At 44.4% G+C, this 25,733-nt stretch carries 23 protein-coding genes and 1 tRNA gene; 11 read left to right on the forward strand and 13 right to left on the reverse strand.

The annotated features are described in order from the left end of the window. The first annotated feature begins 223 nt into the window (after positions 1 to 223). The 3 genes from spoVG to ACL934_RS14035 all read left to right on the forward strand — a co-directional run bounded on the left by spoVG (position 224) and on the right by ACL934_RS14035 (position 1,381). A complete protein-coding gene (spoVG, locus tag ACL934_RS14025) occupies positions 224 to 547 on the forward strand; it encodes a septation regulator SpoVG (protein ID WP_295905947.1) in 324 nt (107 codons plus the stop codon). 190 nt (positions 548 to 737) lie between these two features. Continuing rightward, a tRNA-Gln gene (locus ACL934_RS14030) sits at positions 738 to 813 on the forward strand. Positions 814 to 865: 52 nt separating this feature from the next. Then, a complete protein-coding gene (locus ACL934_RS14035) occupies positions 866 to 1,381 on the forward strand; it encodes a nucleotidyltransferase domain-containing protein (RefSeq protein WP_413612492.1) in 516 nt (171 codons plus the stop codon). A gap of 270 nt (positions 1,382 to 1,651) precedes the next feature. Here ACL934_RS14035 and ACL934_RS14040 read toward each other — a convergent pair whose 3' ends face one another. The 8 genes from ACL934_RS14040 to ACL934_RS14075 all read right to left on the reverse strand — a co-directional run bounded on the left by ACL934_RS14040 (position 1,652) and on the right by ACL934_RS14075 (position 12,449). Further along, positions 1,652 to 2,032, reverse strand: coding sequence for a hypothetical protein (locus ACL934_RS14040; RefSeq protein WP_413612493.1), 381 nt, complete (start codon positions 2,030 to 2,032; stop codon positions 1,652 to 1,654). Between the two features lie 122 nt (positions 2,033 to 2,154). Next, complete coding sequence (locus ACL934_RS14045) at positions 2,155 to 6,339, reverse strand: tail fiber domain-containing protein (protein WP_413612494.1); 4,185 nt, start codon at positions 6,337 to 6,339, stop codon at positions 2,155 to 2,157. Between the two features lie 105 nt (positions 6,340 to 6,444). Beyond that, the gene (locus tag ACL934_RS14050) at positions 6,445 to 7,779 is read right to left on the reverse strand and encodes a HAMP domain-containing protein (protein WP_374074444.1); all 1,335 of its coding nucleotides are present in this window, start codon (positions 7,777 to 7,779) and stop codon (positions 6,445 to 6,447) included. A gap of 138 nt (positions 7,780 to 7,917) precedes the next feature. Then, positions 7,918 to 8,172, reverse strand: a complete 255-nt coding sequence (locus ACL934_RS14055; RefSeq protein ID WP_413612495.1) for a glutaredoxin family protein — start codon at positions 8,170 to 8,172, stop codon at positions 7,918 to 7,920. Between the two features lie 14 nt (positions 8,173 to 8,186). Continuing rightward, positions 8,187 to 9,326, reverse strand: coding sequence for a cytochrome c biogenesis protein CcdA (locus tag ACL934_RS14060; protein ID WP_413612496.1), 1,140 nt, complete (start codon positions 9,324 to 9,326; stop codon positions 8,187 to 8,189). Between the two features lie 11 nt (positions 9,327 to 9,337). Beyond that, complete coding sequence (locus ACL934_RS14065; RefSeq protein ID WP_374074449.1) at positions 9,338 to 9,991, reverse strand: ArsR/SmtB family transcription factor; 654 nt, start codon at positions 9,989 to 9,991, stop codon at positions 9,338 to 9,340. Between the two features lie 144 nt (positions 9,992 to 10,135). Beyond that, positions 10,136 to 11,947 (reverse strand): hypothetical protein, encoded by a 1,812-nt coding sequence (locus ACL934_RS14070; protein ID WP_413612497.1) that lies wholly within the window; start codon positions 11,945 to 11,947, stop codon positions 10,136 to 10,138. Between the two features lie 175 nt (positions 11,948 to 12,122). Beyond that, entirely contained in the window at positions 12,123 to 12,449 is a 327-nt protein-coding gene (locus ACL934_RS14075) for a hypothetical protein (RefSeq protein ID WP_374074453.1), read from the reverse strand. A 288-nt stretch (positions 12,450 to 12,737) separates the two neighbouring features. Here ACL934_RS14075 and ACL934_RS14080 point away from each other — a divergent pair, with 288 nt between their 5' ends. Continuing rightward, on the forward strand, positions 12,738 to 14,015 hold the full coding sequence (locus ACL934_RS14080) for a beta-sandwich domain-containing protein (RefSeq protein ID WP_413612498.1): 1,278 nt from the start codon (positions 12,738 to 12,740) through the stop codon (positions 14,013 to 14,015). A gap of 50 nt (positions 14,016 to 14,065) precedes the next feature. Here the strand turns inward: ACL934_RS14080 and ACL934_RS14085 are convergent, their stop codons facing one another. After that, positions 14,066 to 15,676, reverse strand: a complete 1,611-nt coding sequence (locus ACL934_RS14085; RefSeq protein WP_413612499.1) for a hypothetical protein — start codon at positions 15,674 to 15,676, stop codon at positions 14,066 to 14,068. Between the two features lie 340 nt (positions 15,677 to 16,016). On the opposite strand from ACL934_RS14085, the gene ACL934_RS14090 reads away from it, so the two are divergent. Together ACL934_RS14090 and ACL934_RS14095 are read left to right on the forward strand one after the other, a co-directional pair. Further along, positions 16,017 to 16,865 carry a S1 family peptidase gene (locus tag ACL934_RS14090; protein ID WP_374074459.1) on the forward strand — a complete coding sequence of 283 codons (849 nt, stop codon included), beginning with the start codon at positions 16,017 to 16,019 and terminating at the stop codon, positions 16,863 to 16,865. Between the two features lie 117 nt (positions 16,866 to 16,982). Further along, positions 16,983 to 17,777, forward strand: coding sequence for a trypsin-like serine protease (locus ACL934_RS14095; protein WP_413612500.1), 795 nt, complete (start codon positions 16,983 to 16,985; stop codon positions 17,775 to 17,777). A 16-nt stretch (positions 17,778 to 17,793) separates the two neighbouring features. Here the strand turns inward: ACL934_RS14095 and ACL934_RS14100 are convergent, their stop codons facing one another. After that, entirely contained in the window at positions 17,794 to 18,336 is a 543-nt protein-coding gene (locus ACL934_RS14100; RefSeq protein ID WP_374074460.1) for a DUF2231 domain-containing protein, read from the reverse strand. Between the two features lie 222 nt (positions 18,337 to 18,558). On the opposite strand from ACL934_RS14100, the gene ACL934_RS14105 reads away from it, so the two are divergent. Beyond that, the gene (locus ACL934_RS14105) at positions 18,559 to 19,227 is read left to right on the forward strand and encodes a glycosyltransferase (RefSeq protein ID WP_413612501.1); all 669 of its coding nucleotides are present in this window, start codon (positions 18,559 to 18,561) and stop codon (positions 19,225 to 19,227) included. Here ACL934_RS14105 and ACL934_RS14110 read toward each other — a convergent pair whose 3' ends face one another. Then, positions 19,228 to 20,058, reverse strand: a complete 831-nt coding sequence (locus ACL934_RS14110; protein WP_413612502.1) for a DUF4423 domain-containing protein — start codon at positions 20,056 to 20,058, stop codon at positions 19,228 to 19,230. 130 nt (positions 20,059 to 20,188) lie between these two features. Between ACL934_RS14110 and ACL934_RS14115 the strand changes: the two genes are divergently transcribed. Further along, complete coding sequence (locus ACL934_RS14115; RefSeq protein WP_413612503.1) at positions 20,189 to 20,623, forward strand: hypothetical protein; 435 nt, start codon at positions 20,189 to 20,191, stop codon at positions 20,621 to 20,623. 74 nt (positions 20,624 to 20,697) lie between these two features. Further along, a complete protein-coding gene (locus ACL934_RS14120) occupies positions 20,698 to 21,897 on the forward strand; it encodes a hypothetical protein (RefSeq protein WP_413612504.1) in 1,200 nt (399 codons plus the stop codon). 1 nt (position 21,898) lies between these two features. Here ACL934_RS14120 and ACL934_RS14125 read toward each other — a convergent pair whose 3' ends face one another. Further along, the gene (locus ACL934_RS14125; protein WP_413612505.1) at positions 21,899 to 22,798 is read right to left on the reverse strand and encodes a LysR substrate-binding domain-containing protein; all 900 of its coding nucleotides are present in this window, start codon (positions 22,796 to 22,798) and stop codon (positions 21,899 to 21,901) included. A 120-nt stretch (positions 22,799 to 22,918) separates the two neighbouring features. On the opposite strand from ACL934_RS14125, the gene ACL934_RS14130 reads away from it, so the two are divergent. Then, the gene (locus ACL934_RS14130) at positions 22,919 to 23,968 is read left to right on the forward strand and encodes an NAD(P)-dependent alcohol dehydrogenase (RefSeq protein ID WP_374074464.1); all 1,050 of its coding nucleotides are present in this window, start codon (positions 22,919 to 22,921) and stop codon (positions 23,966 to 23,968) included. 27 nt (positions 23,969 to 23,995) lie between these two features. Here ACL934_RS14130 and ACL934_RS14135 read toward each other — a convergent pair whose 3' ends face one another. Further along, a complete protein-coding gene (locus tag ACL934_RS14135; RefSeq protein ID WP_374074466.1) occupies positions 23,996 to 25,138 on the reverse strand; it encodes an MBL fold metallo-hydrolase in 1,143 nt (380 codons plus the stop codon). 113 nt (positions 25,139 to 25,251) lie between these two features. Here ACL934_RS14135 and soxR point away from each other — a divergent pair, with 113 nt between their 5' ends. Next, a complete protein-coding gene (soxR, locus tag ACL934_RS14140; protein ID WP_374074467.1) occupies positions 25,252 to 25,704 on the forward strand; it encodes a redox-sensitive transcriptional activator SoxR in 453 nt (150 codons plus the stop codon). Positions 25,705 to 25,733 lie beyond the last annotated feature (29 nt).

A 25,733-nucleotide genomic window follows, 5' to 3' on the forward strand; every position in this document is an offset into this window, starting at 1 on the left:
CACAGCGTCAAAGCCCATCTTCCCGATGGGCTTTTTTATTTCTATTTGCTATTTAATTAAGCACTCGTCTCAATGTGAGGCGGAAGCAGATAGCCTTTAAGTTGAAATTAAAAAAATCCTCGACCTAGGTCTTTAGTTTTTTTCGGCTTCGCCGAGAAGAATAACGGACCATAGTTTGGCTCCAAGGTTTGCAACAAGAATGACACCACGAAAGGGACTCGACATGAAAGTCACCGAGGTCAAAGTATTCCCAGTCAACGAGGACCGGCTCAAGGCCTACGTTTCAATCACTCTCGACAATTGTTTCGTCGTTCGAGACTTAAAGGTCATTCAAGGCACCAGCGGCTTGTTTGTGGCCATGCCCAGCAAGAAGCGTAAAGACGGTCAGTTCCGCGATATTGCTCATCCGCTCAACCAAGAGACGCGAACAATGATCGAGGACTTAATTTTTGAAGCTTATGAAAAAGAATTAAAATCCATGGGCGAAACTTTAGTAAATCTAAAACGCCAGAAAGCGCCTAACAGCGACTACGGCGAAGACTACTAGGTTTGAAGTTCCCTGCTCACACGCCAACTTGCTTTCTAGTGTGGAGAAAGTAAGCCGCGGCGGCTTCAACCCCATGGTAACCTTAGGCCCGTCGGACTCCGACGGGCTTTTTTATATCCTAACGCGTTGTATCTTATCTTGCTTTTCGGCCCCAAAATCCGTAATTTAGCGGTTCGAATAGTCTTCTAGTTGGGGTATCGTCAAGTTGGTAAGACAACAGATTTTGATTCTGTCATTCGCAGGTTCGAGTCCTGCTACCCCATCCAATTTTTTTCCAGAAAAATAGAAAATAGCCAAAGAAGTTGATAACATTTCTATGTGATCAATCTTAGAAAAACCCTTACTGACGCTCATACCGCTTTGGCAACCGAAGGCATTGCTCATGCGCTGATAGGCGGATTCGCACTTGCGGTCTACGGCTATCATCGTACAACGTCTGATATCGACTTGCTTGCTGACGGAACACAAAAAGATTTGATCAAACGAACGCTTTCAGCCAAGGGCTACAAAATCCAGTTTGAATCTCCCGAAGTGCTCCAGTTCACAGGCCCCGGCTTCATCGACATTCTTTTAGCGAATCGCCCCTTAAGCCAAGAAATGTTAAAGCGAGCTCAGCCAAACTCTGCCTTAGGAGTTTATGTTTTAAAAGCCGAAGATATTATCGGACTTAAGATTCAAGCCTATAAAAATGATGCTTCTAGAGAGTTGCAAGACAAAGCTGACATTCAGAAATTATTAGCATTGCCCAACTTAGAAATGGATATGATTAAAAAATACGCCGATCTTTTTGGTGAGTGGTCGGTCATCGAAAAACTGCGAGGATCAAAACCATGACAATCGAAGAATATTTTCAGTTCCTAGAACAATATTGGCAAATGTTTGAGCCACCCAAAGAGCCTAAAAAACTTCCGGATTATAAGATCGTTCTTCTCTAGCATGCAGTCTGCCCGCCAATTTGCGCCCCACTAGTGAGCGCATTCAACATGACGACCACCTATAAGTAATTAGCGTCTCGCTTGGTTCATTGCTGCAGCATTATTGATTTGGAATAGTACCGAATATTTATCAAAGCCCAGGAGCATATCAGCCTGGGTGTTCTTCAAACTATTTAACCTTACACTCCAAAGTATTGTAGCGGGGATTGAGACCATCAAAATAAGGCGTAAATTCCACCGCGAACTCTTTGCGAGGCGTTTTACTTAGAATCATTTTAGGAAATGCAAAGGTGATGAGGTAATCATCATTGGAAGTTACGTAATGAACTCCACCTTTTTGGGATTTAACTTCATCAAAAAAGAGCTCGTACATTTCAGCACCCTTCGTAACAAATCCCTCTTGGTCATGGAGGAGGACATCCGCCTTCGTTCGGTCGTTCGTAAAATTAAAGGTCGCGATGGTGCGCCAGTTTGTGCATTTGATTTTTAAATTCGCCCAAGATGAAATCGAGATAAGGCTAAGTGATACAATAACCAAAAAATGTTTCATACAAGTACTCCTTTGATCGCGTTATACCATGGAGTCCCCGGCTCTGCTGATGCAGCACCTTTAAGTAAAAAAACTTCATTAGTTTTGTGAGCGCATTAAAAATTGCGATCGCCTATAGACGTCTATTGTTTCTTTTGCATTTCACTGACTTGTTTTTCCAAGCTTTTCAGACGCAGCTCAAGATCATCATTTCTTTGACGTTCTTTTTTGAGTTCCTCTTTCACCGAAGCAAGCTCACGTGACTGGCCACTGATGTTTTTGTAAAGCTCCTTGACCGCCTCTATGAGCGGAGCCACCAAGCCCGCATAATCCACAGTGAGGAAGCCTGAAGTAGGCTCTTTATGCACAAGTGTGGGAAATTCTTTTTCAACTTCTTGTGCAATCACACCAACAGCATTCTGACCTTCACGGCCTGAAACTTTATTCCAGTCAAACTCAACACCACGAATACGCAAGATTCTCTCTAAAGAGTCAGGGATCTCTATAATGTTTTCCTTAAGTCTGCGGTCTGAGGAACACGCCGTTCCTCCGGTGCCATTACCGATTGTACAGTTCACGCCGGAGCCTGCGATATAAACGTTGCCTGTTGCCCGGATAGCATAATTCGTATCCGGACTTGTTCCGACCCCAATACGCTCAGAGAAATAGCTGGCTCCATCGTCGCGAGTCCAAAACACGTTGGCGTTAGCGGAGTCGCGATGAACGATACCATAAGTAGACGTTGTATTGCCTTGTCCGTGCACAGCAAGCTGCCAGCCCGTAGAGCCGCTCCCATTGATCGAGAGATAACTGTTTGGAGTCGATGTATTAAGACCCAACTTTCCTGTTGAAGAAAGCATCATTCTTTGAGTGTTTGTGCCAGCACTTGTTGTGCGGAAACTCAAATAGGCATTATTCGTAGAAAGAGTCGATGTCCAATCATTATCTGCAACACTCACGATCGCACCCGCACGGGTCCACGCGCTACCGTTGTAACCAGTCATCAGCACACTTCCCATATAGTCGCCATCGAGAACCGTCGTAGGAGCGCTTGCAGTGCCTCGTGCACGATAAAACAAAATACCGGGTGAGGTTGTTCCATACGTATCAACTCGAATATCATCGGCACCATCAGGGCCGCCATCATTCACAATTTGCATTCGGGAAGAGGGTGTCGTTGTTCCGATTCCTAAGTTCCCACCGTTTGAAAGTGTCATGCGAATAGGTTGAGAAACATCGTCATTGCGCATGAAAATCAAAGCTCCAGGATAGGTGGCATGAGTGTCATTCATTGCACCCACTGCCCAGCTTTTATTTCCAGAACCGTAACTCGTACTGCTGGTGTCTTTTGAAAGATCTGGGCGCGACGTCATGAACTTGATATAGTTTCCGGTATTTCCACCGAGCGTACTTGAAAGGACAACCTCGGCAGAACTTGTCGTGGCATGAATATCGAGACCCTTTGTTGGAATCGTTGTACCAATTCCGAGATTTCCATCTGGGCTCAAAGTCATACGCGTCGGAACACTTCCCGTAGCTCCGGCGGAACGAGTCGCAAAATAAAGTCTTCCGCCAGAAGTTGCATCCGCTGTCGTATTATCACCGTAAATCCCGGCTACAGACGCTTCGTTTTCATCCGTCGTCGATCTTTTTGCATAAGCAAATTTCAAAGCGCCCAAGGTACTTGAAGTATCATCACGATTAGACCACGAAACAAAGTTCCCACCATCTTTACCTTGAACGTTAATCCCCTGCCACAACTTGCCACTTGCCCCAGAGATATCACCGAAAAGATAATGTTCTGTATTTGCAAGATCCGCATTGGTGATGGTTGTTTCTCCGGAACGTTGCACATGCAAAGGTGCAAGAGGATTCGCCGTGCCGATTCCAAGACGACCACTGCCTGTAATTCGCATATGCTCTGTCGTTACGGTTAAGTCGTCACTGAATGACCCAAAGGCCATTGAGCCACCCGAAGAATTGAAATATCGTTTTTTAAAATTCGCACTGGCGCTGGTATGCTCCAGAATAACTGTCGCAGTTCCACTTGCAAGATGAAGAATACGCTCTGGCGTCGCCGTTCCAATCCCTACAAGACCGCCACTGCGATATATATTCGCCCCCGAGGAGGTCCATAGTGCGTCAGTGATAGAAGACGGTAAATCTGTAGAGGCAATTGTTCTAAAGCCCGGTGCACCAGCCCCTCCCGTAGGAGCTGCAAAAAAAGTTTTTGCCGACTGACTTGCATAGGTCACTTGAGTTCCACTGATAGCAATGTCAGAACATGTCCAGGTTCCAGTGACACTTGAAAAACTCAGTGTCTTACTGGTCGAACACGTTCCACTAATCTGCGATTGATCAATTTTTCCATTCAGGGCCGTGCTAAGACCTGCGATATCACTAATTCCTAAAGCGGCATTGATCCAGTTAGTTCCATTGTATTTAAGAACGTCACCACTTGTTAATGATGTCACAGACAAAGACGTTCCCTTAAGACGGCTGACTTCAGGATTTGGATAAGTACCCGCCAAATCTCCGCCTGCTGCTCCCGAGGGCGCACGAGAATTCGTCAATCTTGAATCATTTCCAAGAACGACTTCGGCTACCGCCGCATCGCCACTAGCGGGAACCAATTTCGTTGCGGCGGAACCAAGACCGAGGTTTGATCTTGCTGCTGACACATCAGAAAGTTCTGACAAATTATTGGCGGGGTTTAACGGTGTGAATCCCAAGGCACTTTGTTTAGAGTTAAATGTGTCATATTCCGTTTTGCTGATAAGACCTGCGGTCACAGATGCGTTTCTTGCAAATGGAATATTCAGCGTATGAACATCAGACGCAGAAGACCACCCAGGCGCGTTTCCTGTCGTTCCTGTAGCAAAACTTTGTGATGAACCGGTTTGAGAATTCAGAGTTGCGATACCTCCACCGGCACTTCCCACTTGATCAGGCACGCAAGTAAAGGCACTGCCATTATATGTGAGGACATTGCCTGCGCCACATGCAGCTCCAGGTGCCAAAGGTACGTTCACCCAATTGAGAATTCCTGAGCCGTCATTGGAAAGAACTTGATTCACTCCCCCTTGAGCATCAGGAAGCGTGAGAGAGTAATTAGAACTGATTGAAGGTGCTTGCAAAATAATCGAACCACTTTTGGCTCCACTAATGCCGACTCCGTAAAACGAACTCACCCCACTACCATCGCGAAGAACCAGATTATTACTCGAGGCAGAAACGGACCCGCTGGTTGTCGAATAAATTCCAGCACCCGTTCTTTGAATATAACCATTTGTAGAAACGTTATTAAGACCTGTTAAAGCCGCACCTAAACCAATCGTGCCAGAGCTGGTGATAGTTCCGCCCGTCAATCCAGTACCCGCAATAACATTTGTTACTGTTCCAGGATTTGAAGCTGGCAAACTTTCAGCAACCCAATTTGTTCCATTAAATGACAAGACTTGACCCGGAGTCGGTGCTGTCGCGAAATCAACTCCCACCCCTTGGATTTTACTTACGGAAGGATTGGGATAGTTGCCACTTAAGTCGCCACCTGCGGTTCCTGTGGGCACTCGTGCGTTACTAAGACGAACGTCATTACCCGCAGCCACCGTATTGGGACCACTCCCCACATTCAAAGTAATAAGAGGCGTGGTCGTGGCATTTGCAATGGTCAAATAAGAGTTTGCAGAGAAAATTTCTGTCACAGTTCCCGATCCCGCAGAACCAAGGGCACAACCGAAAGTCTGCGTGGAAGCATTCCAAGTTAAGAACGAACCGGAGTCACAGGACGCATTTCCATTCACTGCCGTTTTTAGTATAAAATCCGTGGCACCATAAGATCCCAGTTTGTTGGCGGACTCACTATATCCAGCAAATGGAACAGAACGAATCACAGAGTCGGGAGAAATACTTCGCCAAGCCACACCATCATAAAACTGCACTTTTAAAAGACGTCCGTCACCTGCTGTGGGGTTGTAGACGACACCACCATCGCATACAAAAGAAGTTCCATTATTAAAAGCATCAAGAATGGAAAAAGTGGGACTTGAAGGATAAGAATGCGAGGCTCCGATTTTGACGTCAAAAATCCCGTTGGAGTTTGTCATGTTAATGCCATCGACTTGTTCTTTATAGATGACACAGCTACCGCTGGGATTGGCGACGATAAACTGAAAACTGACCGAAGCATGCTGTAAAGGCGCACCTGAGGAACTTACAATCCGTCCCTGATATGTCAGTGAAGACGGAGCCGCGCCGACCCCTCCGGGGAACGCAAAGATGGATAAAAATGAAACGATCCAGAATGCGCCAAAACAAGTACGTGCCATGAAGCATTTATCGGTAGAGATCTTCGAGCCCTGAAGAGAGGCCATCCACTCTAAGAAGGTTTCCGAGTTTTTTTGATCTCTTTAAGAGAGCAAGCTCGTATCGATTTAAGAATCTATATTTTTTTGAGATCCTTGTCCGAGCTTCTTCGCCATGGATTCAAAAGACCTCGAAAGTTTTCCGATTTCATCTTTTCGCTCGACCGGTAACGCTGCGGTCGTTTGCCCTCGTTCAAGATCATGAGTGGCTTGAATAAACTGCTCTAAGGGTTCAGATATCTTCTTTTTGAAAATAAAATAAAGAAGCGCGATATCTACAACTAAAGAGATCAGCCCCACTATGATAATAAAAATCGCAGCGCTATTTGCGGTTTCACGAATTAATGACTTTGGATAAATAGTCACAAAGTACCAGTCGGTTTCGGGAAGATAGCTGACAGCAATGAACTGGTCATAGCCTGCCTGATTAATAATTTTTTCGTTAAAACTTCCACTGCGCGTGCTGGTTTTAATGTCGTGATAAATATCCACCAACTCAGGGTCCTGGGAGTTGTCGACCGTAAGACGTCCCTTGGCAGCTACAATTTTTTCCATCTTTTTGGGATGAGCAATGAGCCGCCCTTCACCACTGATCAGGATATTATAAGTCCCCGCTAAGCCATCGTTGGTGGTTCTTTCAATGAGGTCATCAATCATCACATCGTGACCGATGATTCCCGCAAAGTACCCGCGGCTATCGTCAAAAGGTGTGCTGGCTGAAACCATCCACTTTCCAATAGCATCGTCGAAGTAAACTCCCGACCATCGCGTTTTGCGTTCGGGATTGTGCTGTTTTTTTCCAATTTGATAAAGCTCATAACTGGAAAAGTCGAAATTAGCTGGATTCCCAGCACTCCAATCCGGAAACTCTGGCCAATACACCAAGTTCGCATTTTCTGATAAAGCGATATATGTATCAGTGAACCGAACATGAAAAGCTGGAGCGTAGCGCAGAAGAACTTTAGAGAAAGCCACGACTTTCCTGCGAAACAAAGCATCACTTCGGGAATTCTTGGCAATCCAAATATCAAGTTCCTTCTTTACGCCGGGCTTAGAGCGCGGGGATCGCAAAGCGCCATCCGGGTCTTTCTTAACGAGGGAGTTGAATTCTTGAACAGGATCGTCTTTGGATTTTTCTATTTTACGAAAGACCTCGATAAGGTCTTTTCTAAGGGCATAGTGGTTGTCGGCAGCAAGCTTAAAAATATCCCGTTCCCTAAGTGAGCGCTCGCGAACGTATTTCTCCAAGGTCTGAAGGGAGGTCTTTTCGATCTCCCGAGACAGATGCCAGTACGTGATAAATGCGGTAATGCCAACGACCAAAGAAACACGAAGAAGAACTGCCGTAAGAGTCGTCGAGGTCAAAGAGTGACGCTGTTCTTTGAGTTTATTCCAGAGACTCATTTGACCGCGCCTTTGTTTAAACTGAATTCAAAATCCTGCATAATATTCCCGGTGTCCTAGTATTGTTGGTCTACACTAAAACTCCAAAAGAATCACATTGTGTTGGATTAAGTTTTAGAAATAAACAGATATTTTTGTTTACTCCTCTAACATCGCTTTTAATTTTCCCTCGTCATCCAGCGCCTTTAAATCAGTATAGCCGCCGATCAATTTTCCGTTGATCAAAATGATGGGCACCGTTCTCCAACCAGTTTCGCTTTTAATTCTGTCGATTTCTTCGGGTTTATCCGTCAAATCTACGACGTCATAAGCGATTCCTTTAGTTTCAAAGAAGTTGGCAGCTCTATCGCAATAAGGGCATGGGTTCTTTTTATACATTAATACTTTGGCCATAAATTCATCCTTTCCTAACAGGTAAGACCATTCCCACCTTCTCCGCAGCTCTCGCCGTCTCGGAATGAAGGAGGTGTTTTAATTTTTTCATTATGCATGCACGAGGCACGCGGAATCAAATCAATGCCTTGTCTAAGTTTGGCTTCACTTTGATAACCGACTGAATGCGCCAACTCCTTCCCCTCCGGAGAGACAAGACTGATTGTTGGCACAGCTCGCACATTAAAAAGATCCGCAATTTTTTGATTTTCGCCTTTACTGACGTTGACACGCACAACCTGGAACATCGAAGAGTTACAGTCCTTTTCAACAGTTGGTAAATAAGCCTCCATTGCATGGCAGACCGGGCATTCATCGGTATGAAAGAACAACAGTTTGTGAGGAGCTAGTTTCGGATCATTCAAAGTGACTCTGTCTCCTGCGGTAGTCACAAACTCAACTTCCGCAACGTCTTTTTCACTTTCAAAAACCGCTGGCAAATTGCTTTGGGTCAAAATAAATACACCTAAAATCATCAAACCATATCCCGTCGCCTCTTCAATTTTTGGCAAATATTTTCTGAGGAGCTTTAATTTCTCTGAAACAACCTCGCCACCAAAAGCCAGAGCAATAAACGGAGCCACAACCCCAGCACCAAAGGTGAACATCAAAAGAGCGCTTTCAGGAAGGGATCTCTCTTGAGTTGCCACATACGCAAGCACCCCACCCAAAATAGGCCCCACACACGGAGTCCATGCCAAACCGAAAGTCGCACCAAAAATAAATCCGTGCAGAGACTTTGGAAAATATTTTTTAAAGTCCGGCACATAGGCCGAACGAGACATCCAGGAAAAAACCTTTGAGTCGTCGCTCTTTTTTAAAAGCACGCCTGACATCTTAAGACCATACATCAGAATAATAATTCCTGAGATCATCAGAAGATAAACTTTAGATTCACCTAAGAAGTTCGTCACAAAAGGAAGACTTAAACCCATTAACGTGAAAGTGAAAAGAAATCCCAAAGAGAACAACAGGGTTGCACGGACCCTGGCAAAACGAGACTGCCCATCGGCCATAAGATAATTAGCAGCCACAATGGGAACCATCGGCAGAACACAAGGAGAAATAAATGTGAGTAGCCCCGCGCCGAAGACGCTTAAATAACCAAGATCCACAATAAACTCCTTTACTGAAGGCTTGTGCCAATTTGAATGCAGTTGGCTTTAAGGCGATAAGCTTTAAAACCCTTCTTTCGAAGAGCTAAAACGGCCGTTGTCGCCCGCTCGCAATAGCGTCCTCTGCAAAACAGATAAATAGTTTTAGACTTCGGAAGATCGCCGGCTTTCGCCAGGATTCCTTCCGCAGGAATGTGAATTGCTCCTTTAACCGGAGTCGACTCCGCATCCGCAAGAGAGCGCACATCGATGAGCACCGCTTTTTTATTTTGAACTTGCTCAATCACGTCTTCGATATCACAACTCGCGCAGACCTCCGAGGGAGCAATCTTCTCTTCTTCTTCACGGATCATAGGATCCACCTCAGCAGCCAGGTTTTGCAAAGCCAACCACGCTTCGACGACTTTGGGATTGGCGAGTCTATACAGTCGACTTGTACCTTGTTTTTCAATACTCACAAGGCCCACCTGTTTCAACTTTTGAAGATGCTGAGAAGCACTTCCAATAGGTTGTCCGATGAACTGACTGATTTCTTCCACATGACTGGGACGATTGGTGAGATGCTGAATGATGCGAAGGCGTGCCGGTGAGGCCAGGGCCTGCGCTATTTCTCCCAGATGTTCAAAGATCAGACTTCTTGATTCGGCGTTCGTTTGCGTGTTCATCCACTCATTATTCTACTATTTTATAGAATAGTAAAATAGAATGTATTTCGGCGTACTTAGAATAACCATAACATCCTTAAATTCTAGCGTTTTTTAAAGAATAAAAAAGGGAGTCTTCACGACTCCCTTTCCTTATTTTGGTTTTTACAGTGATCTTACTTTCATTGTTTTGTAGATAGCACCTTGGACGTTCTTTTGTTTTGCAACTCTATAGAACTGTATATCGGTATCGTAGTATTGCTGCCAAGGACCGCTGGTTTCACTGCCGAACCAGTTCACCATAGTCACAATACCTGAGGAGTAAGCCGCCATGTTACATCCGAAGGCCACCATAGGAGTCGCATCAACATCGGCAGACTTAAATCCAATTTTCTTCATCGCGTCCTGCCATGCCATACCACGAGAGCCCGTGTGATCCAGAATACTTACCGACTCATCAAATCCAGGAGTTCTCCACGCCCCCGCTGTGCCGTTATTGTTTAACAATGCCGCACAATCTTTGAAAGCTTGATATTGCAAATCCCACAACAAGTTCGTAGCGCGGTCATACATCATCGTTCCTGCTCTCACGGATGTCACGTAATCTGGATATCTGAAGATCGGGCCGTCCGGTGACACAATTTCATCATCCACCAGATATTTCTTAGCCGCCGCGAAATCACTTTCAGCACTTGGCTTTTGCGCTTGTCTTTTTGCGTCTGTCACAATCGCGATAACATTCGCTTGATATGATCTATATTGCGCGATCAGCATATCTGTCATATCGAAGTAAGACTTATCGATCATTGTGCGTTTCAAATACTGATTCTTTGCAAAGATACTTCCAAGAGTCGTCACCGTCGCTTTATCGCCAGAGAATTCAGTGTATGCATCAACTACGAAATTTGATTTTTGGTTATCGTAAAGGTTGATAAGAGCATTTCTTTTTTCAATCGCGGCAGCGATAATACTTTGTTTTTCCTTTTCATCTTGCTTATCAGCGTTGGCTCTTGCGCGCAAATCCAACTGTTTAAGTTCATCGATAATCAATGCGTACTGATTATAGCCTTTGAGCAGTTCAGTCGCTCTTTGGCTGTACGAATAGTCCGAGATATCAAGTTCGATTTCGTGCAACTGCGCCTGAATTGTCGCAATATTATTTAGCACCAAATCAAGTTTCGAAAGAATCGCGGTCTCATTATTAGGGATACCTACTCCTTGCGCGAGGGCCGCAAACACTTCCGAACCCACCTTGCCACCAACTGCTGCCAGAAGTTTTTCCGCCGCCCACATCGCTGGATCGAATTGCAAGTTTTTTGAATTCACTTGATCCGCAGGGAATGGATGAGTCGAATTGGGATCTGCAGCCATCTCTTTGAACAGTCTCGCAAAGAAAGGTCTATATCCACTGTAAGTTTGGGCTTCAGCATCGAATTTTCTCGCACTGAAAAGTGTGAGCTTTGGATTCTCAAAATCAAATCCCAAATTCATTGTCGGCGGAAGTTTTAAGAACTTCTTTACCCGCGCATTGGCTTGTTCAATTGTCATTGCAGTCGTCGGCCCTTGAAGATAGCCACTTAACGTCGTCGCAATATTTAAATGCACGAACTCTGAGGTCGCAGTGGTGGTTTTAACATTCGTGACAAGGTCTCCGTTGAAGGGTTCAAGGCCAGTACTTCCACCCACGGCCTGAATACCTAAAGAGGAATTTGCGGGAACCTCAGCGCGGCTAAGTTCGACTTTGAAATATCCATTTTTATCTGTGGCATTACGAATCGTCTTAATCGGACTTCCATTGCGGTAAATACGAATCTCTGCATCCCTAATAGGAAGTGAAGTGACAACAATACCATTTAAAGTGAACACCTCATTGGCTTTTTTGTTTTGGGCCTTTACAGGAATACTGCCACTCGTAATCATCACTGCGGACAGAACCAATGATTTCCACCTGCTCTTAAAACTTTTTGCGGTTTTCATAACGTCTCCATTTTTATTCGTTCACTGTGAATTCAGTGAACGTTGTTAATCTTGGAAAACGTTAATTGCAGAGGGCGTGCCAGCGATAGTTGCTAACTATATGATATCTGATGGTTTTTCTGCCGAAGAATCGGCAGAGCACCCTGCCGGGTCTTCGGCATCTGCCGTGAATCCGTCAGTGGCAACGGCCGCGGAAGTTGCGATCAGCTATATAGAGCTGATAATAAGCTCTGCCACTTTCAAGGACTGTGATACTGCCAAGTTGTTCACCAGAGTTAATGACAAAGTCGCATTGAGTTTGGTTGCCGATAGCTCCTCTTCCGTAAGAAGTCGTTGAGCATTCAAACTTTCCGGCTTCAGAGTCAATCACCGTGCCTTCTTCGAGCGCAACAACTTCACCCTTCTGAAGATTTATTGAAACGGTGTAGGCGTTATCGCGCTCGTCGTTGCAACGATACACTTTTGCGTTAGCTTCAAATGAAACAAACAAAAGAAACGACATAAAAAGATGCCTCATAACTTAACCTCACATGGACTTAGTTTCGCGGAGATTACCATCTTTTCCTTTATGTGCGGGAAAACACCTACCGCATGAGGACATTTCTGTTCAATGCTAGAGAACAGAAATATTTTACACCCCGGTGACCAAATCATTTACAGCGCTGTAACGACGTTCTGATTTTACACAACACGCACCTTTTTCTTCGAGATTTTCTCTACGAAAGGTCAGAATCACGACTCAGACAACATAGAACTTCTGACCTTAAAAAATTAAGAGAAAGGAATCGAAATGGATCGTCGTGTGTACCTTTTAACTTCTGTCCTCTTGCTTTCAACTTCGGGAATTGCTCAGACTGACACCAATATCTCATACCAAAACGCCTACGAAGTTTTCACTTCAACACAGGCGGAGCCTGCGCTCTACGAAGGCACGGCCCGAATTGCTGATATCACACGCCAAGCTGGTGGTGGTCTCTATATATTAGATTTGGTGCGCCCCACTTCCCTGACTCAATTAAAAGTAAAACCAAGCGTAGGCCGTCTTAAAATTATTGCCGCGAATCTTATCACAGAGAAACAGGAACGTGTTCCTATTAAGGCGCTAACCAATGTTGTTATCTCTGCGACAAACCAAGCATTGGTATCTGAAAATTTGAGTTCGAGTGTCGGAATTGCTGCCATTGAAATTCAGGCCGAAGCTATGGGAGGCCCGGCATCTCTTGATGTTAAAGCGATTTCAAACAAGGAAGCCCCTCAACTTGCATTACGTGAAGAGCTTGCATGCAAAAAGAAAATCGACCCGATTCTTAAGGACCGTTTGGACACTGTTCAGAAATGGGCCGCACGCATCGAGGGAAGTGCGCAAGGATCTATCCAAGAAAAGTATGCCATTAAAGAGTTCAATAAGTACGTGACAGAATTCATCGACACCTTGAAAACGAGCAAATCCTCGTACCTCTCTACGGAATATACTTTGACTGTTTTGAACTTCCTTGTGGAACGCTACAATGTCAGTCGAGCAGGAAGTGCCGCAGAGACAGCTTATAAATCCATGTCTACCGAAACTTTCGACGTTCTTTTGGCTTCGATTCAAAATCCTCAGCCATGTCATAGCATTACGAGTGAGGGCCTGATCAATATCGCTCTTGATTTCCAAAAACGATATGAAGTGGCAAAAGCAGACAGTCGCGCCGGAAAGATGTATGAGACCATGATTGTTCAGATCGGAAAATTCATTCCAACTCAGTATCGTAAAGAGCTTGCGGCAAAAAATTATGACTTCCGCCAAGCGGATAATGAGGGGAATAAATACTATAAACTGTTCACAACAAGCAAGCCTGACAGCATTTTGAAAGGCACTCACCGCGAAATGAGTCTTGCGGCTTATGCTATCGCAGAACAAGCTCTTCTTCGCGAAGTTGTGCAAATGGACAATGAGAAGAAGTATGAGCTCATCGTAGAGTTCCAAACGAAATACAATGATCCTACTCACTATCATCAAGAAACGATGATGAAGTATCTATTGATTCTTTCAGAAAAAGGAACTTTGTTCCGCATTCTAGAGTAGTTGCGAAGCTTGAAACGAAACAGCCCGCCTTTTTAGAGCGGGCTGTTTTTTTAAAAGATAATGACGCGCAACTTGTCTAAGTCGGAAAGTTTCGCGTTGATTTTAATCTTACCATTCTTAAACTCGTACTGATCCGGAGTCAGCTGTACTGACGAGGTTCCTTGACCTTTCGGGATCAAAAGCACGTCGCGAATCTTCATCTCATCCGGCACCTGGATGTCAAACTCTTGACTCACGTATGAAATTGATTCGGCGATCCTTTTAAATGCCGTCTTATAACCTTCATCCCCTGGGCACAAAGAATAAGTCTGCACCTTTGCAGGGTTTAACTTTTCCATGCGCTGAAACACGGAGCCATAAGACTGCCCGCTCTTCAATGCACACGACTGACCTTCTTTATTTGTTATCACGCTAATAAAGTATTTATCCCCCAAGGATTCATTCATTTCCGAAAGGAATACAGGAGCAATATCTGTCGCGTTATCAAGATAGTATTTAGCACGAATAAGCCCTCGCGGAACGCTTTGCACGCTCGACAAACAAGGTTGATTGACGGAAATACCCGTCCTTGCTGAAGCGAAATATGCCAGAGCATTAGAATAATTTTTGTAGGAGTTTTTGCAGTAGTCGAGAAGCCCCTCTTCTTTTGTGAAGTGGTATGTGACTGGTATCTCTTTATAATGACAATCCGTCAAAGTGGCATTTTTAAAATAAAAATTCACGCCACCGATCCCGCTCGTTTTACCAATCAGATTTTTGATTCGCCCCTGAACCATTTTTTCATCTTCACTGTGACAGACTTGTCCATTTAAATTCTCAGATCCTTTTACGACAGAATAGACCATAAGAGAGAAGGGACGGGTTTCCTCTGCCGTCGCAACGCCATCTCTATAACCTTGAGCTGTGAACGAATAGGACACTTGTGTTTGCAGATAGACAAGCATTTGCGTTCTTTCGTAGTTATAAACTTGCTCCGCTCTGCAATGTTTACCTCCCGCGTAGTTGTCTTCGTCCGTTAAGACAAAGAACACAACTTTCTCATTTGCGTTTACAAAAAGAGGTTTTCTGCCAGCCATTTGCAAAATCCCACACAATCCCGACTCATTGTCATTGCCACTCACGCCCATCGCTAAAATAGATTTCTTTATTTTATCTATAGTGCTTTGTCTTACCAATGCAGAATCAGTAGGGTTTAGAACAATAGGATTTAGATTGGGACCGAACTCTGCATTCATAATCGCATTTGGTTCTGAAGGTGATAAATCAGCCAAAGACTTCACATAAGTTTCAACACCATTCTTAAGAGTTCCATAATTGTTTTTGATGGCACTGGTATACTGTGATGTCGAAAATATATGAAGAGAGACTTTTTTATTTGCAAGTGTCGTCAACAAACTGTCTATGCGCTCCGCCAACTCTTCCTGAGACTGTTTCATTGTCGCGGAGTTATCGACCACAAGAACAACTTGAGTGGAAGGATACTCGACGGATTCCTGAGCTTGAAGGTCGACAATTTTGGCATTTTCGGGAAGATCACCATAGACACTGTAGGCGGTTTGCGAATCAATTCCAAACTGCAAGCCCGCTTGAGGGGAACAGTTTTGAAAAGAAACCGTCATTAAGAAAAAAGCCATGAGATAAAAAAGAAAACTCTTTTTCATGCGTATTCCCCCTGGTGTATTTATCGGCACCAAGTACGGAGGTCTAGATGCAAATGAACGTCACGATTATACGAACCGTTCTGTGTTTTTCGCGGAAACATTTTTAACAGAGTGTTCCGTCTCAAATTGATCACCTCTAAAAATATTTATTTACAGATCCCGGGATATCGCCCTTGTCACACTGACTTCGCAGGCGACGGCGTTTTCAAAAAAATATCGAACACCTCAAGCTCTGGCATCAATTCCGCAGGATATTTTTGCAAGAGGCTTCAGGCCTTATTGAACGCAAGAAATTGCAAAAACAAATGCCCGAGATTGGCAACATGACTGGAGATGCGACATGAGACATATTTTTTTACTTCTGGCTTTAGCGATGCTGGGCTGCCAACAAACGACTCCCTCATCCCCTCCCGATATATCGCAAGGTGATCAAGAAGGCATCGTCGGCGGCGTGGATGCTCCTCCCACCTCGCGTCTCAATCAACAGGTTCTAAATTTTAAAATCGCCGTGACGATCGAAAAACAAGATGCCCCACCGCGAACTGCGGTGTCTCAATGCACAGCGAGCGCGATATCGCCATCCATCCTTCTCACTGCGGCTCATTGCATCTCTTTGTCGCCTAATACAGTTCACACTTTGTATTTAAAGAACAATCTGGGAGAAAGCGTTGCTTTGCGCAGCAGCTCCTTCGTCGTCCATCCTGAGTATTTAAAAGGAAATAAAAGTTACGACCTTGCTTTAGTCCTCTTAGAGAAGGCTCTTCCTGCCGAGATCGAAATATTAAATTTGCCAGAGAAAGAACCTTCATTAAATCTAACTCAAGTGCAAGCTGCCGGCTTTGGTCGATCCGATGGTCGTCCTACGTTTAAAGGAAATCTGGGCATCCTTCGCTCCGTGGATTTGGATGTCGTGTCTTATGTCCATACATCTCCCACGTTCATCGTTTCGCAAAATCAGGGAAAAGGTTTTTGCCAAGGAGATTCCGGAGGTCCCGCTATCATCACGGTCGACGGTAAACCTTACGTCGTTGGTGTGGCTTCAAGAACATTTTTTAATCCCGAAGTTCCACTTGAAGAACGCAATCTGTGTATCGACAGAGGACAATACATCACTGTTCAATTTCACATAGATTGGATTCGTGAAGAAGCTCAAAAACTGATGACAAAAACAGAAGGCAGTTCGACCTAAGCTGTTTTATTTTATTCTTCGATCATAATCAACTTTTGCAACCAAATGTTGCATCCCCACTGTTCTTGTTTGTTGTTATAGAAGTCTGCCTAAAACAAGAACAATGAGGATATCCAAATGAAAAATCTTTTTCTAATTGCTACAGTTCTAGCTTTTACGTCACTCGCGAACGCAGATATCTGCGGAAAGACGGATGACCGTGCTCTTTCTTTTGATTCAAAAGTGGGCCGCTTGGCTAAAGAAGGTGAGCACCAAGGTTGCGCTGCGACTCTAGTTGGCCGTAGCTGCGTTATCACGGTTGGTGCGTGCGCCGAAGACCGCGACTACGTTGAATTCAATCCCCCCGTTTCTATTGCTGGGATTCCCCAAGCGTCCACTCCTGAAGATACATATTATGTAAAAAAAGGATCTGCTGTATTCAAACAAAAGGGCATCGGCTCTCAATGGGCCGTTATGCAGCTTGAACCCAATCGTGTCACAAATAAATTTGCAGGTGATGTCCAAGGTTTCTATCAGGTCGCACACAGAAAATATCAAAACTACGAACCGATTCGTGTCGTGGGATATGGCTATGCCCTTAACGATACAGACTACGTTCGCAGTGGTGATGTGGCAGCAAACACTTTTGGCGATTCCATGAACTTTGCTCAACAGGTTTCTTATGGTCGCCTGGTTAAAGCCGGTATCTTTCTTATTCCCGAAATCGTAGAACACGACGCCGACACTTCTTATGGAAGCTGGGGGGCACCTATCATCAGTCAAATCACAAACGAGATCGTCGGCATCAGTACTCACGGCGGTTGCCAAGCAAAGTACGTGGTCAAAGCTGGTGCACGCTACACCAACTCTGGCACGGCGACTTTCGGTTCTAGATCATTCAGAAACGCCATCGCGGCTTGCCTCGCGAAGTAAGCTACTCCAAGAGAACCTAGTGATACATCGACGGAGGTTCTTTATGTTTGTGAGGAGGAACAAAAGGTTCCTCCCTTTCATAGCGATCCTGAAGTCGTTCTTGCTCAGAACTCATGTCGACTCCCACTTTATGGTAGGCAATCATCTCCCAGCCAAAATATCCAGCTCCAAGTAAAGTCAAAGATCCTATTCCGGTCAGAAGAATATTTGTTCCTGTGCCTACATAGGGCGCATCCCACTGTCCCCAAATCAGCGAAGCATTGATGGCAAAAATAGCGAGAGTCGTCAGATTCAAAGTCATATGAATGAATCCGTGCTTTTTCGCCGCAGTCCCTTTAGGAATTCCGAGAGTCCAATCTAAAAATCCAGGGATAGCCGCCAGCAATGCCGTTCCGATGGCAGCAAAATTCGCAAAGTATGCAAGCTTATACCAAAAGATTTCATTGCCCACGGTCTGATACACTAAGAATCCAACAAAAGATAAAAGATAGAATGTGATAGGAAATGCAACCAACATTGGATGGATCGGATGGCCACCAATTTTTATTTTACTATACATGATGTACCTCGCTTTGCTTGTCTTCTTTATGTATGAATATTACAAGCGAGGCTCCCCGGAACGAGCAGAAAAAAGAACCGAAACTATCAAAGAACAAAACGAAATCCAGTGTCACCCAGCAACTGACCAAATATGCCTACAAAAGAAACAAGCTTTCTCTCGTTGGAGAAAAATTTGTTCACTCCTAGAATTCCCGTTCAACTAAATTCTAGGAGTTCAAAAATGAAATTACAAAAAGCTAAAATAGTTTTCGTTTCTCTTATTCTATCGCATTTTGCGTTACCGGCTCAGGCACAAGTGGAAGATCGAATTGGCATCTGGAGACCCGATATTATTGAAGAATTCAATATGCAAAGCAAGCAGTGCGAATTCCGTTCCGCGATGAGAAAACTTTGGGAAGATCATATCACGTGGACGCGTGTCTATATCATCAGTGCTATCGGCAATCTTGGCGACACGAACTTCGCAGCTCAGCGCCTTCTTAAAAATCAAAAGGATTTGGGCAATGCCATTGCTCCATTTTATGGAGTTCCTGCGGGGAATGAACTTACGAAGCTGCTCCGTGAGCACATTCTTCTTGCGGGAGAAATTATAACGGCCCTTAAAGCTGGAAATTCCGATGCGGCAAAAGCTGCCATCAAAAAATGGTATGCCAATGCTGATGACATCGCCACGTTTTTAAACAAAGCCAATCCTGACAACTGGCCTCTGCCTGAAATGAAAAAAATGATGCGCGAACATTTAGACCTGACTACGAAAGAAGTCACTGCCCGTCTTAAGAAACGCTGGAAAGCGGATATTGCTGCCTATGACAAAGTTCACACTCAGGCTTTGATGATGGCTGATATGTTAGCTCTGGGAATTATTAAACAATTTCCCGCTAAATTTTAATCAACACCACTCAAATATATCAAAGCACAACTGATATGCGTGCTCTGTTTTTGCATTCACCACAAGGGGCTCAATTTCCGAGAGGAATTTAGCAAATTTCACTCGGATTTCCTCGACGGCTCCCGCGTCGGCACCGAAGGTCACCATAAAGGATTTCTTTTCTTTATCGTCGACCTTTAAAAGATGCGCGGAACAGAGCGTGCGCATAAGCTGTTGATGCGCTCGCATCAATGGATGGTCTGTTGAGTAGTGAATGTGGGGAATCTTGATATTGGTGACGGTGAAATTCTCCGATTCAAATTGGATATATCCCAAAAGTTTTAGTTTGTTCAGTACGTCTTTAAGTTTCGCCACTGAAATACCGAGAATACTCCCCAAGAGTTTTGGCTTTTGCATGTATGCATCAACAGCTAACGCCGCCAGAATCACCACAGAGTACGGGTCTAAAAGATGATTCATGTCGCTGGTTATTGTATCCATGCGACTGCCATTTTGCTTGGCGCTGATCTGATACTCCTGCCGAATACTTTCAATCTTTTTCTTCAACTGCTCTTTTCTGATTTTGGAAGAGCTCACTTCGTAAGAGCGCAGTAAAGAAAGATAATCAATCTCTTCAAGACTGAACTCCAAGAGATGTCCCAATTCATAAAGATGATCTTCGTTGAAGTGAACTCCGTCATTATTGAACACGCGAGAAATATATGTGTGTTGGATCCCAATTTTGTCGGCCATTCCACGGACTGTTATCTTTCGACTGGAACGTGTGGAGTTCAGAAAACTGAGCTTATCCTTCAGAGCCTTTTTGTAATCGTGCAGTTCAAACGTGTTCATGGATACTTTTGGTATAACAATACCTTTGTTTTTGCACTAGATTGTTGCAGAAAACAGCACCAATCACTCCTATAGTGATCCTCATCGTTCCGCCACTTTAATACGGAACCACTAACACAAAGGAGTTTTTATGATTCGCCGTTTTGCATTTGCCACAATTCTAGTTTCTCTTCTTGGATTCCAAGCTCAAGCACACACAACCTTTACAGGTTTCTGGAGAGGCACATGCCAAGATTCCAGAGGACTTACGCGCCAAGCTTCTTTGTCCATCGTTCAAAATGGTTGTCACTCCATTCAAATCAACAATCGTTTCTTTCCTTTTGGCCAATTAGTTTCAAGTCCAACAAATCTTCCAGGATGGTCAGGTCACGCAGATGAAATCATTCACTTTGTGAATGGCGGTACAGAACTTCAGTATTTCTATTCGGCAGTTCTCGCTGCGCCTGGCCAAATCCCTACAAAGGTGAACACTTCAACGACCTTCAAACGTATGGAAAATATGATGACTTCGGAGTCCTACACAGTTGAAAGCAATCTTCGCGAATTCTGCCAGTACACTTTGTAATTTATTTTTAAGAATAGAGTTGCCGTCCACCTGAGGGCAACTCTATCACAAACCTGATTAAAGGAAGGTCTGTCATGAGTCTTACAAAACTTCGCACTTTGCTGCTATTGCCGATCTGTCTCTTTGTCTCTCTTCCCATTTTTGCGGGACCCTGGATTTCTTCCGGAGGAGATCTTCTTGGTGATGCACGCAATCCTTGGTTCGTCATTAACACGCCAAAGATTCGCTACTGCCTTAAAATTGATGACTCGTCTTTTTCTGCTTCGTCAAACGAAGTTCACGCAAGCCTTCAAAAAGCTCTCGATTTTTGGCACACAGAATTTCAAGAAAATAATTGGCGCACTTCAAAGAGCTTAAATGCTCTGCCTCTTTTCCTTCCTCTCTTCAGCGAAGGACCTTGTGATGGTCGGGAACATTTACGATTTGTTCTTGGCGAAGGAGCCCTCGAAAAACAACAAGCGCAATATGTTCAATCACGAAAACATGATGTGGTCGCACTCAGCGTTCGCACGAATTACGACTCTGTCCAATTAAGAGCGAAAGGCTTTATCTATGTCGCTGGTGACAAAACAAAATCTCTCTGGATTGAAAATGTTTGGAAAAATCCAGGACGCTTGTCTCTTGTTTTAGCTCACGAGCTTGGACACGTCTTCGGAGTTCCTCACTTAAGCGGTGACTTTGCCGCAATGACTGGAATTCCAGACAGACCTGCGGCCTTAAATCTCATGTCTGAATCATTGCCAGAAGCGGCTGTTCTAAAATCAAAAACTGGTTTCGCCTTCGCTCAAGGTATTATGCCTGTCTTTAATGCCGTGGATAACTATAAATCCTGTGAAGTTTCACAGGCCTCATTGCAATGGCTTAAAGCTCCTAAGGAAACACACTGTCTGCAAATCGTTCTTGGCGACAATACCACTGATACATTTGCAGAAGTTTTTGGTTTGGATAAAAATGGAAAACGAACATTTCTAGGAAGTTTAAAAGCTGCACTCCTCGAGCGCACCCTATTAAATTCAAAGGTCGAAGTGATCACTCAAGCAGTTCTCAGCCAAGAGCAAAAAGTTTTTACTCTTCCTCCAAATACACAGGCTGATTTTTTGGTTGGCGGAACTCAAATCACTGCGACGCTCAACTTGCTATTTTATCCTGAGAACAAGGGAACAGCTCAGTCTGCGATTATAACCTTAGGTCCCGCAGAGATCATCATTCTAGGAGTGAACAACAATCGCTTCGTCGATATCTTTATCAAGAATAGAATTCATCCACTCTTGTAAGTTACTCGACACCTTCGGATTTTAAGTGATCAATAAACGCTCGCAGTTTTGGCAAAACTTGCGAGCGTTTTGGATAATACAGATAAAAGCCGGCACTGGTCGCTGCGTATTGATTAAGAATGATCTCAAGCTTTCCGGATTCCACTTTGTCTTTGATGGCATCTTCACTGGCGTACATGATTCCCAGTCCATCCATGGCCGCTTTCAAAGTCATAACAGAATCATTCAAGATCAAACTCCCCTTCACTTGAACTTGAAAATCAGATCCTTTGTTTTCAAACTCCCAACGATCATAAAGGCGGTCCGCCGCTATTCGAGAAACAATGCAATCAAACCCAAGAAGATCCTTGGGATGTTTGGGTCGACCCGCTTTATTCAGATACTTTGGTGAAGCGGCCGTGACCCAGCGAATAGGTCCCATCAATTTCATAGCCACCATGTCTTTAGCCAAGACATCCGACAGACGAATTCCTGCATCAAAACCACTTTCAACGACATCAGATGTTGCATCTTCAAAAAAAAGCTCCACTGAAACTTCTGGATACTTTTTTCTGAAACTCACAATCAGCGGAGCTAGATATGTGGGATAAATCAGTCGAGGCATGTTCAGACGCAAAAGCCCTGACGGTTTTTGAGCATAAGTACCGACATCGTTAAGAGCCAATAAAATTTGCTCCAGTGCAGGTCCCGCCTGAGTTAAGAAACGATCTCCCGCTTCCGTGAGGCTGGTACTGCGTGTGGTTCGATTCAAAAGTGCCACACCCAAACGACCTTCAAGTTGTTTAATTGCCTGACTCACAGCAGAGGCAGAGATGCCTAGTTCATTTGCAGCCGCTGTAAAGTTTCGTTTTTCTGCAACGAGTTTCAACGCCAGCAATCCGTCCAGTTGATCGTTTTGCATCAATTCCCCCGATGTTCGCCCTCTACATTATTAAGTAATTCTTAATAGCACATAAAGTAAGATGCCATTTTTCTTAATACTGGTCGAGGGTATTCTTAAAGCGTCAAAAAAGGAGACTTTATGATTCAAGCAAAAGGCATGGCTGCCTTCACATCAAAAACGCCCCTTGCACCCTATTCTTTTGAACGCCGTGATCCCAAAGAACACGATGTCGTCATCGATATCAAATATTGTGGCATCTGCCATTCTGATATTCATATGACTCGTGATGAGTGGGGATTTAGCTCCGCTTTCCCCATGGTCCCTGGACATGAAATCGCCGGCGTCGTTCGCGCTGTAGGTTCAAAAGTTACTAAATACAAAGTCGGAGATCATGTCGGCGTCGGCTGCATGGTGGACTCATGTCGCGAGTGTGCTCACTGCGAACAAGAATTAGAACAATATTGTCTTAACGGAAACACAATGACTTACGGCTCGATGGAGCGCGATGGATCTGCTGTCACACAAGGCGGATATTCCGACGTCGTCGTGGTTAATGAAGATTTCGTTTTACGCATTCCTGATGTTTTACCTCTGGATAAAGCTGCTCCTCTTCTTTGTGCGGGGATTACTTTGTACTCACCTTTAAGCCATTGGAAAGCAGGTCCCGGCAAAAAAGTAGCGATCATGGGTCTTGGTGGTCTTGGACACATGGGCGTGAAAATCGCAGCCGCGATGGGTGCCGAAGTGACTGTGTTAAGTCATTCTGAAAGCAAACGTGAAGACGCAAAAAAGCTAGGGGCACATCACTTTGTTTTAACGAAAACTCCGGAAGCTTTTCGTGATAACGCCAACTCTTTCGACCTTATCATCAATACGGTTTCTTCTGCGGATTTGGATATGGCAGGATATCTTGGGATGTTGAAGCTCGACGGAACAATGGTTTCTGTGGGGGCTCCAGAAAAGCCTCTGTCTATCCATCCGTTCTCATTGATTATGATGAGAAGAAACTACGCAGGCTCTGTGATTGGTTCAATTAAAGAGACTCAAGAAATGTTGGACTTCTGTGCTAAGCACAACATCACTCCTGAAATCGAGTTGATCAATCCGGACCAAGTCAATGTCGCTTACGAACGTGTTTTAAAAAGTGATGTTCGTTATCGCTTTGTTTTGAACATGTCCAACATCTAATGGAATACAAACAAAGCCCCGCATTAGCTAGGGGCTTTGTTTCGCATTGAACATCTGTTTCCACCAGTAACTTGTGATGTAATCATTATTGACTGTCACAAGCTCCCCGATTTTTGGAACAATAAGATGAATATTGTTTTTCTCGGCAGCTTTTGCCGTATTTTCAATGGGCTCATACCACGAATGCAATGCCAGATTGAACATGCCCCAATGAATCGGAAAATATTTTTTCGCCTTTAGATCGTGGTAAGCCTGAATGGATTCTTCAGGAAGCAGATGAACTTCCCGCCATTTCTCATTGTACTGTCCGTTTTCAATGAAGGCGAGGTCGAAAGGCCCATACTTTTCTCCGATATCCTTAAAGTGAGTATCGTATCCCGAGTCTGCACAGAAATAGACATTGTGTTTGTCGTTGCGAATCACCCAAGACGCCCACAAGGTTTTATTCTGATTGCCAAAGCTTCGGCCCGAAAAGTGCTGCGCTGGAGTGGCGATAATTTGAATGTCTTCAAATCGAGCGCTCTGCCACCAATCCAATTCTTTGATTCGCTCTTCGCCAATTCCCCATCCTTTTAAATGAGAACCCACTCCCAAAGGAACGATAAAGCGCGTTTTTTTATCCTTAAAGAATTTGATTGTATCCATATCAAGATGGTCATAGTGATCGTGAGAAATAAGAATAACATCAATAGGAGGAAGCTCAGAAAATTCAATCACGGGTTTCTGGAACCTCTTCATAAACCCAAAAGGCCCCGTTGAATGAGAAAGAACCGGGTCCAACAAAAGAGTCTTCCCATCGAAATTCATCAACACACTAGAATGCCCGAACCAAACGACTTTCAAATCTTCCGCAGGTTGTTTGAAAAGGTCGAAGTCCGTCTTAACATCGGGAAGAACAGTGCTTGGCACGCGGTCCGCATCGCCGCCCAAGAGCCACTCTTTGATTCCTGAAAAAGTAAATGTTCTCTTGCGCATTTCATCGAGAATGGCAGGTCTTCGATTGACGAAAGTTTTTCTATTCATGTCGTAATTTGGAGAGGCGTGATAAGTCTCGACACTTTCATCGGACGGCAAAGTACCGAACGAAGAACATCCCACTGTCATAAATCCCCCTATAGCGAGAACACCAGAAATAATTAAAACCCAGATAAACGTTCGCACAAAACGCATAAATCCTCATCAGAAATAAACTCATCCTATGTTAGGATATACTAGTTGGTCTAGAATGGGATTTGACTTCCTGTTACGCCCCTCCTAAAACCTCAAGTTAACTTGAGGTCCTAATGAAAAAATGCGAAGACAGCGAGGTTAAACAAGTTCTTTCGGTGGGCGAACTAGCCAAAAGAAGCGGCGTGGCCATTTCGGCAATCCATTTCTATGAAGCAAAAGGACTCTTGTTCGCTTTTCGAAATGAACAAAATCAACGGCAATACCCTCGCGGCATGCTGCGCATTCTTTCGCTTCTTAAAGTTGCGCAAAAACTTGGTTTTTCCTTGGAAGAAATCCAGAACATGTTTAAGAGCTTTCCGACGAAACACAAACCCACAGAAGCCGACTGGCAACGGCTCTCGAAACTTTGGAGGGCTGAGTTGGATTCCCGAATTAAATTGCTTGAGCGCCTGCGCAATCAATTGGATCGTTGCATCGGTTGCGGATGTCTTTCGATGAAAGACTGCCCGTTAAGAAATCAAAACGACAAGCTAGCCCGTCGCGGCGCAGGTGCTCACCTTTTATAAATTCTCTTGCCCTCAAGTTAACTTGAGGT

The organism is Bdellovibrio sp. HCB-110 (assembly GCF_047323225.1).
Classification (GTDB): Bacteria; Bdellovibrionota; Bdellovibrionia; order Bdellovibrionales; family Bdellovibrionaceae; genus Bdellovibrio.

Excerpts from the sequence above, each read along its gene's own strand:
- ACL934_RS14115 (WP_413612503.1), top strand. The coding sequence starts at position 20,189 with ATGATTCGCCGTTTTGCATTTGCCACAATTCTAGTTTCTCTTCTTGGA.
- ACL934_RS14095 (WP_413612500.1), top strand. The coding sequence starts at position 16,983 with ATGAAAAATCTTTTTCTAATTGCTACAGTTCTAGCTTTTACGTCACTC.
- ACL934_RS14100 (WP_374074460.1), bottom strand. The coding sequence starts at position 18,336 with ATGTATAGTAAAATAAAAATTGGTGGCCATCCGATCCATCCAATGTTG.
- ACL934_RS14045 (WP_413612494.1), bottom strand. The coding sequence starts at position 6,339 with ATGGCACGTACTTGTTTTGGCGCATTCTGGATCGTTTCATTTTTATCC.
- ACL934_RS14105 (WP_413612501.1), top strand. The coding sequence starts at position 18,559 with ATGAAATTACAAAAAGCTAAAATAGTTTTCGTTTCTCTTATTCTATCG.
- ACL934_RS14080 (WP_413612498.1), top strand. The coding sequence starts at position 12,738 with ATGGATCGTCGTGTGTACCTTTTAACTTCTGTCCTCTTGCTTTCAACT.
- spoVG (WP_295905947.1), top strand. The coding sequence starts at position 224 with ATGAAAGTCACCGAGGTCAAAGTATTCCCAGTCAACGAGGACCGGCTC.
- ACL934_RS14040 (WP_413612493.1), bottom strand. The coding sequence starts at position 2,032 with ATGAAACATTTTTTGGTTATTGTATCACTTAGCCTTATCTCGATTTCA.
- ACL934_RS14085 (WP_413612499.1), bottom strand. The coding sequence starts at position 15,676 with ATGAAAAAGAGTTTTCTTTTTTATCTCATGGCTTTTTTCTTAATGACG.
- ACL934_RS14130 (WP_374074464.1), top strand. The coding sequence starts at position 22,919 with ATGATTCAAGCAAAAGGCATGGCTGCCTTCACATCAAAAACGCCCCTT.
- ACL934_RS14050 (WP_374074444.1), bottom strand. The coding sequence starts at position 7,779 with ATGAGTCTCTGGAATAAACTCAAAGAACAGCGTCACTCTTTGACCTCG.
- ACL934_RS14075 (WP_374074453.1), bottom strand. The coding sequence starts at position 12,449 with ATGTCGTTTCTTTTGTTTGTTTCATTTGAAGCTAACGCAAAAGTGTAT.
- ACL934_RS14055 (WP_413612495.1), bottom strand. The coding sequence starts at position 8,172 with ATGGCCAAAGTATTAATGTATAAAAAGAACCCATGCCCTTATTGCGAT.
- ACL934_RS14120 (WP_413612504.1), top strand. The coding sequence starts at position 20,698 with ATGAGTCTTACAAAACTTCGCACTTTGCTGCTATTGCCGATCTGTCTC.
- ACL934_RS14110 (WP_413612502.1), bottom strand. The coding sequence starts at position 20,058 with ATGAACACGTTTGAACTGCACGATTACAAAAAGGCTCTGAAGGATAAG.
- ACL934_RS14070 (WP_413612497.1), bottom strand. The coding sequence starts at position 11,947 with ATGAAAACCGCAAAAAGTTTTAAGAGCAGGTGGAAATCATTGGTTCTG.
- soxR (WP_374074467.1), top strand. The coding sequence starts at position 25,252 with ATGAAAAAATGCGAAGACAGCGAGGTTAAACAAGTTCTTTCGGTGGGC.
- ACL934_RS14090 (WP_374074459.1), top strand. The coding sequence starts at position 16,017 with ATGAGACATATTTTTTTACTTCTGGCTTTAGCGATGCTGGGCTGCCAA.
- ACL934_RS14125 (WP_413612505.1), bottom strand. The coding sequence starts at position 22,798 with ATGCAAAACGATCAACTGGACGGATTGCTGGCGTTGAAACTCGTTGCA.
- ACL934_RS14065 (WP_374074449.1), bottom strand. The coding sequence starts at position 9,991 with ATGAACACGCAAACGAACGCCGAATCAAGAAGTCTGATCTTTGAACAT.
- ACL934_RS14135 (WP_374074466.1), bottom strand. The coding sequence starts at position 25,138 with ATGCGTTTTGTGCGAACGTTTATCTGGGTTTTAATTATTTCTGGTGTT.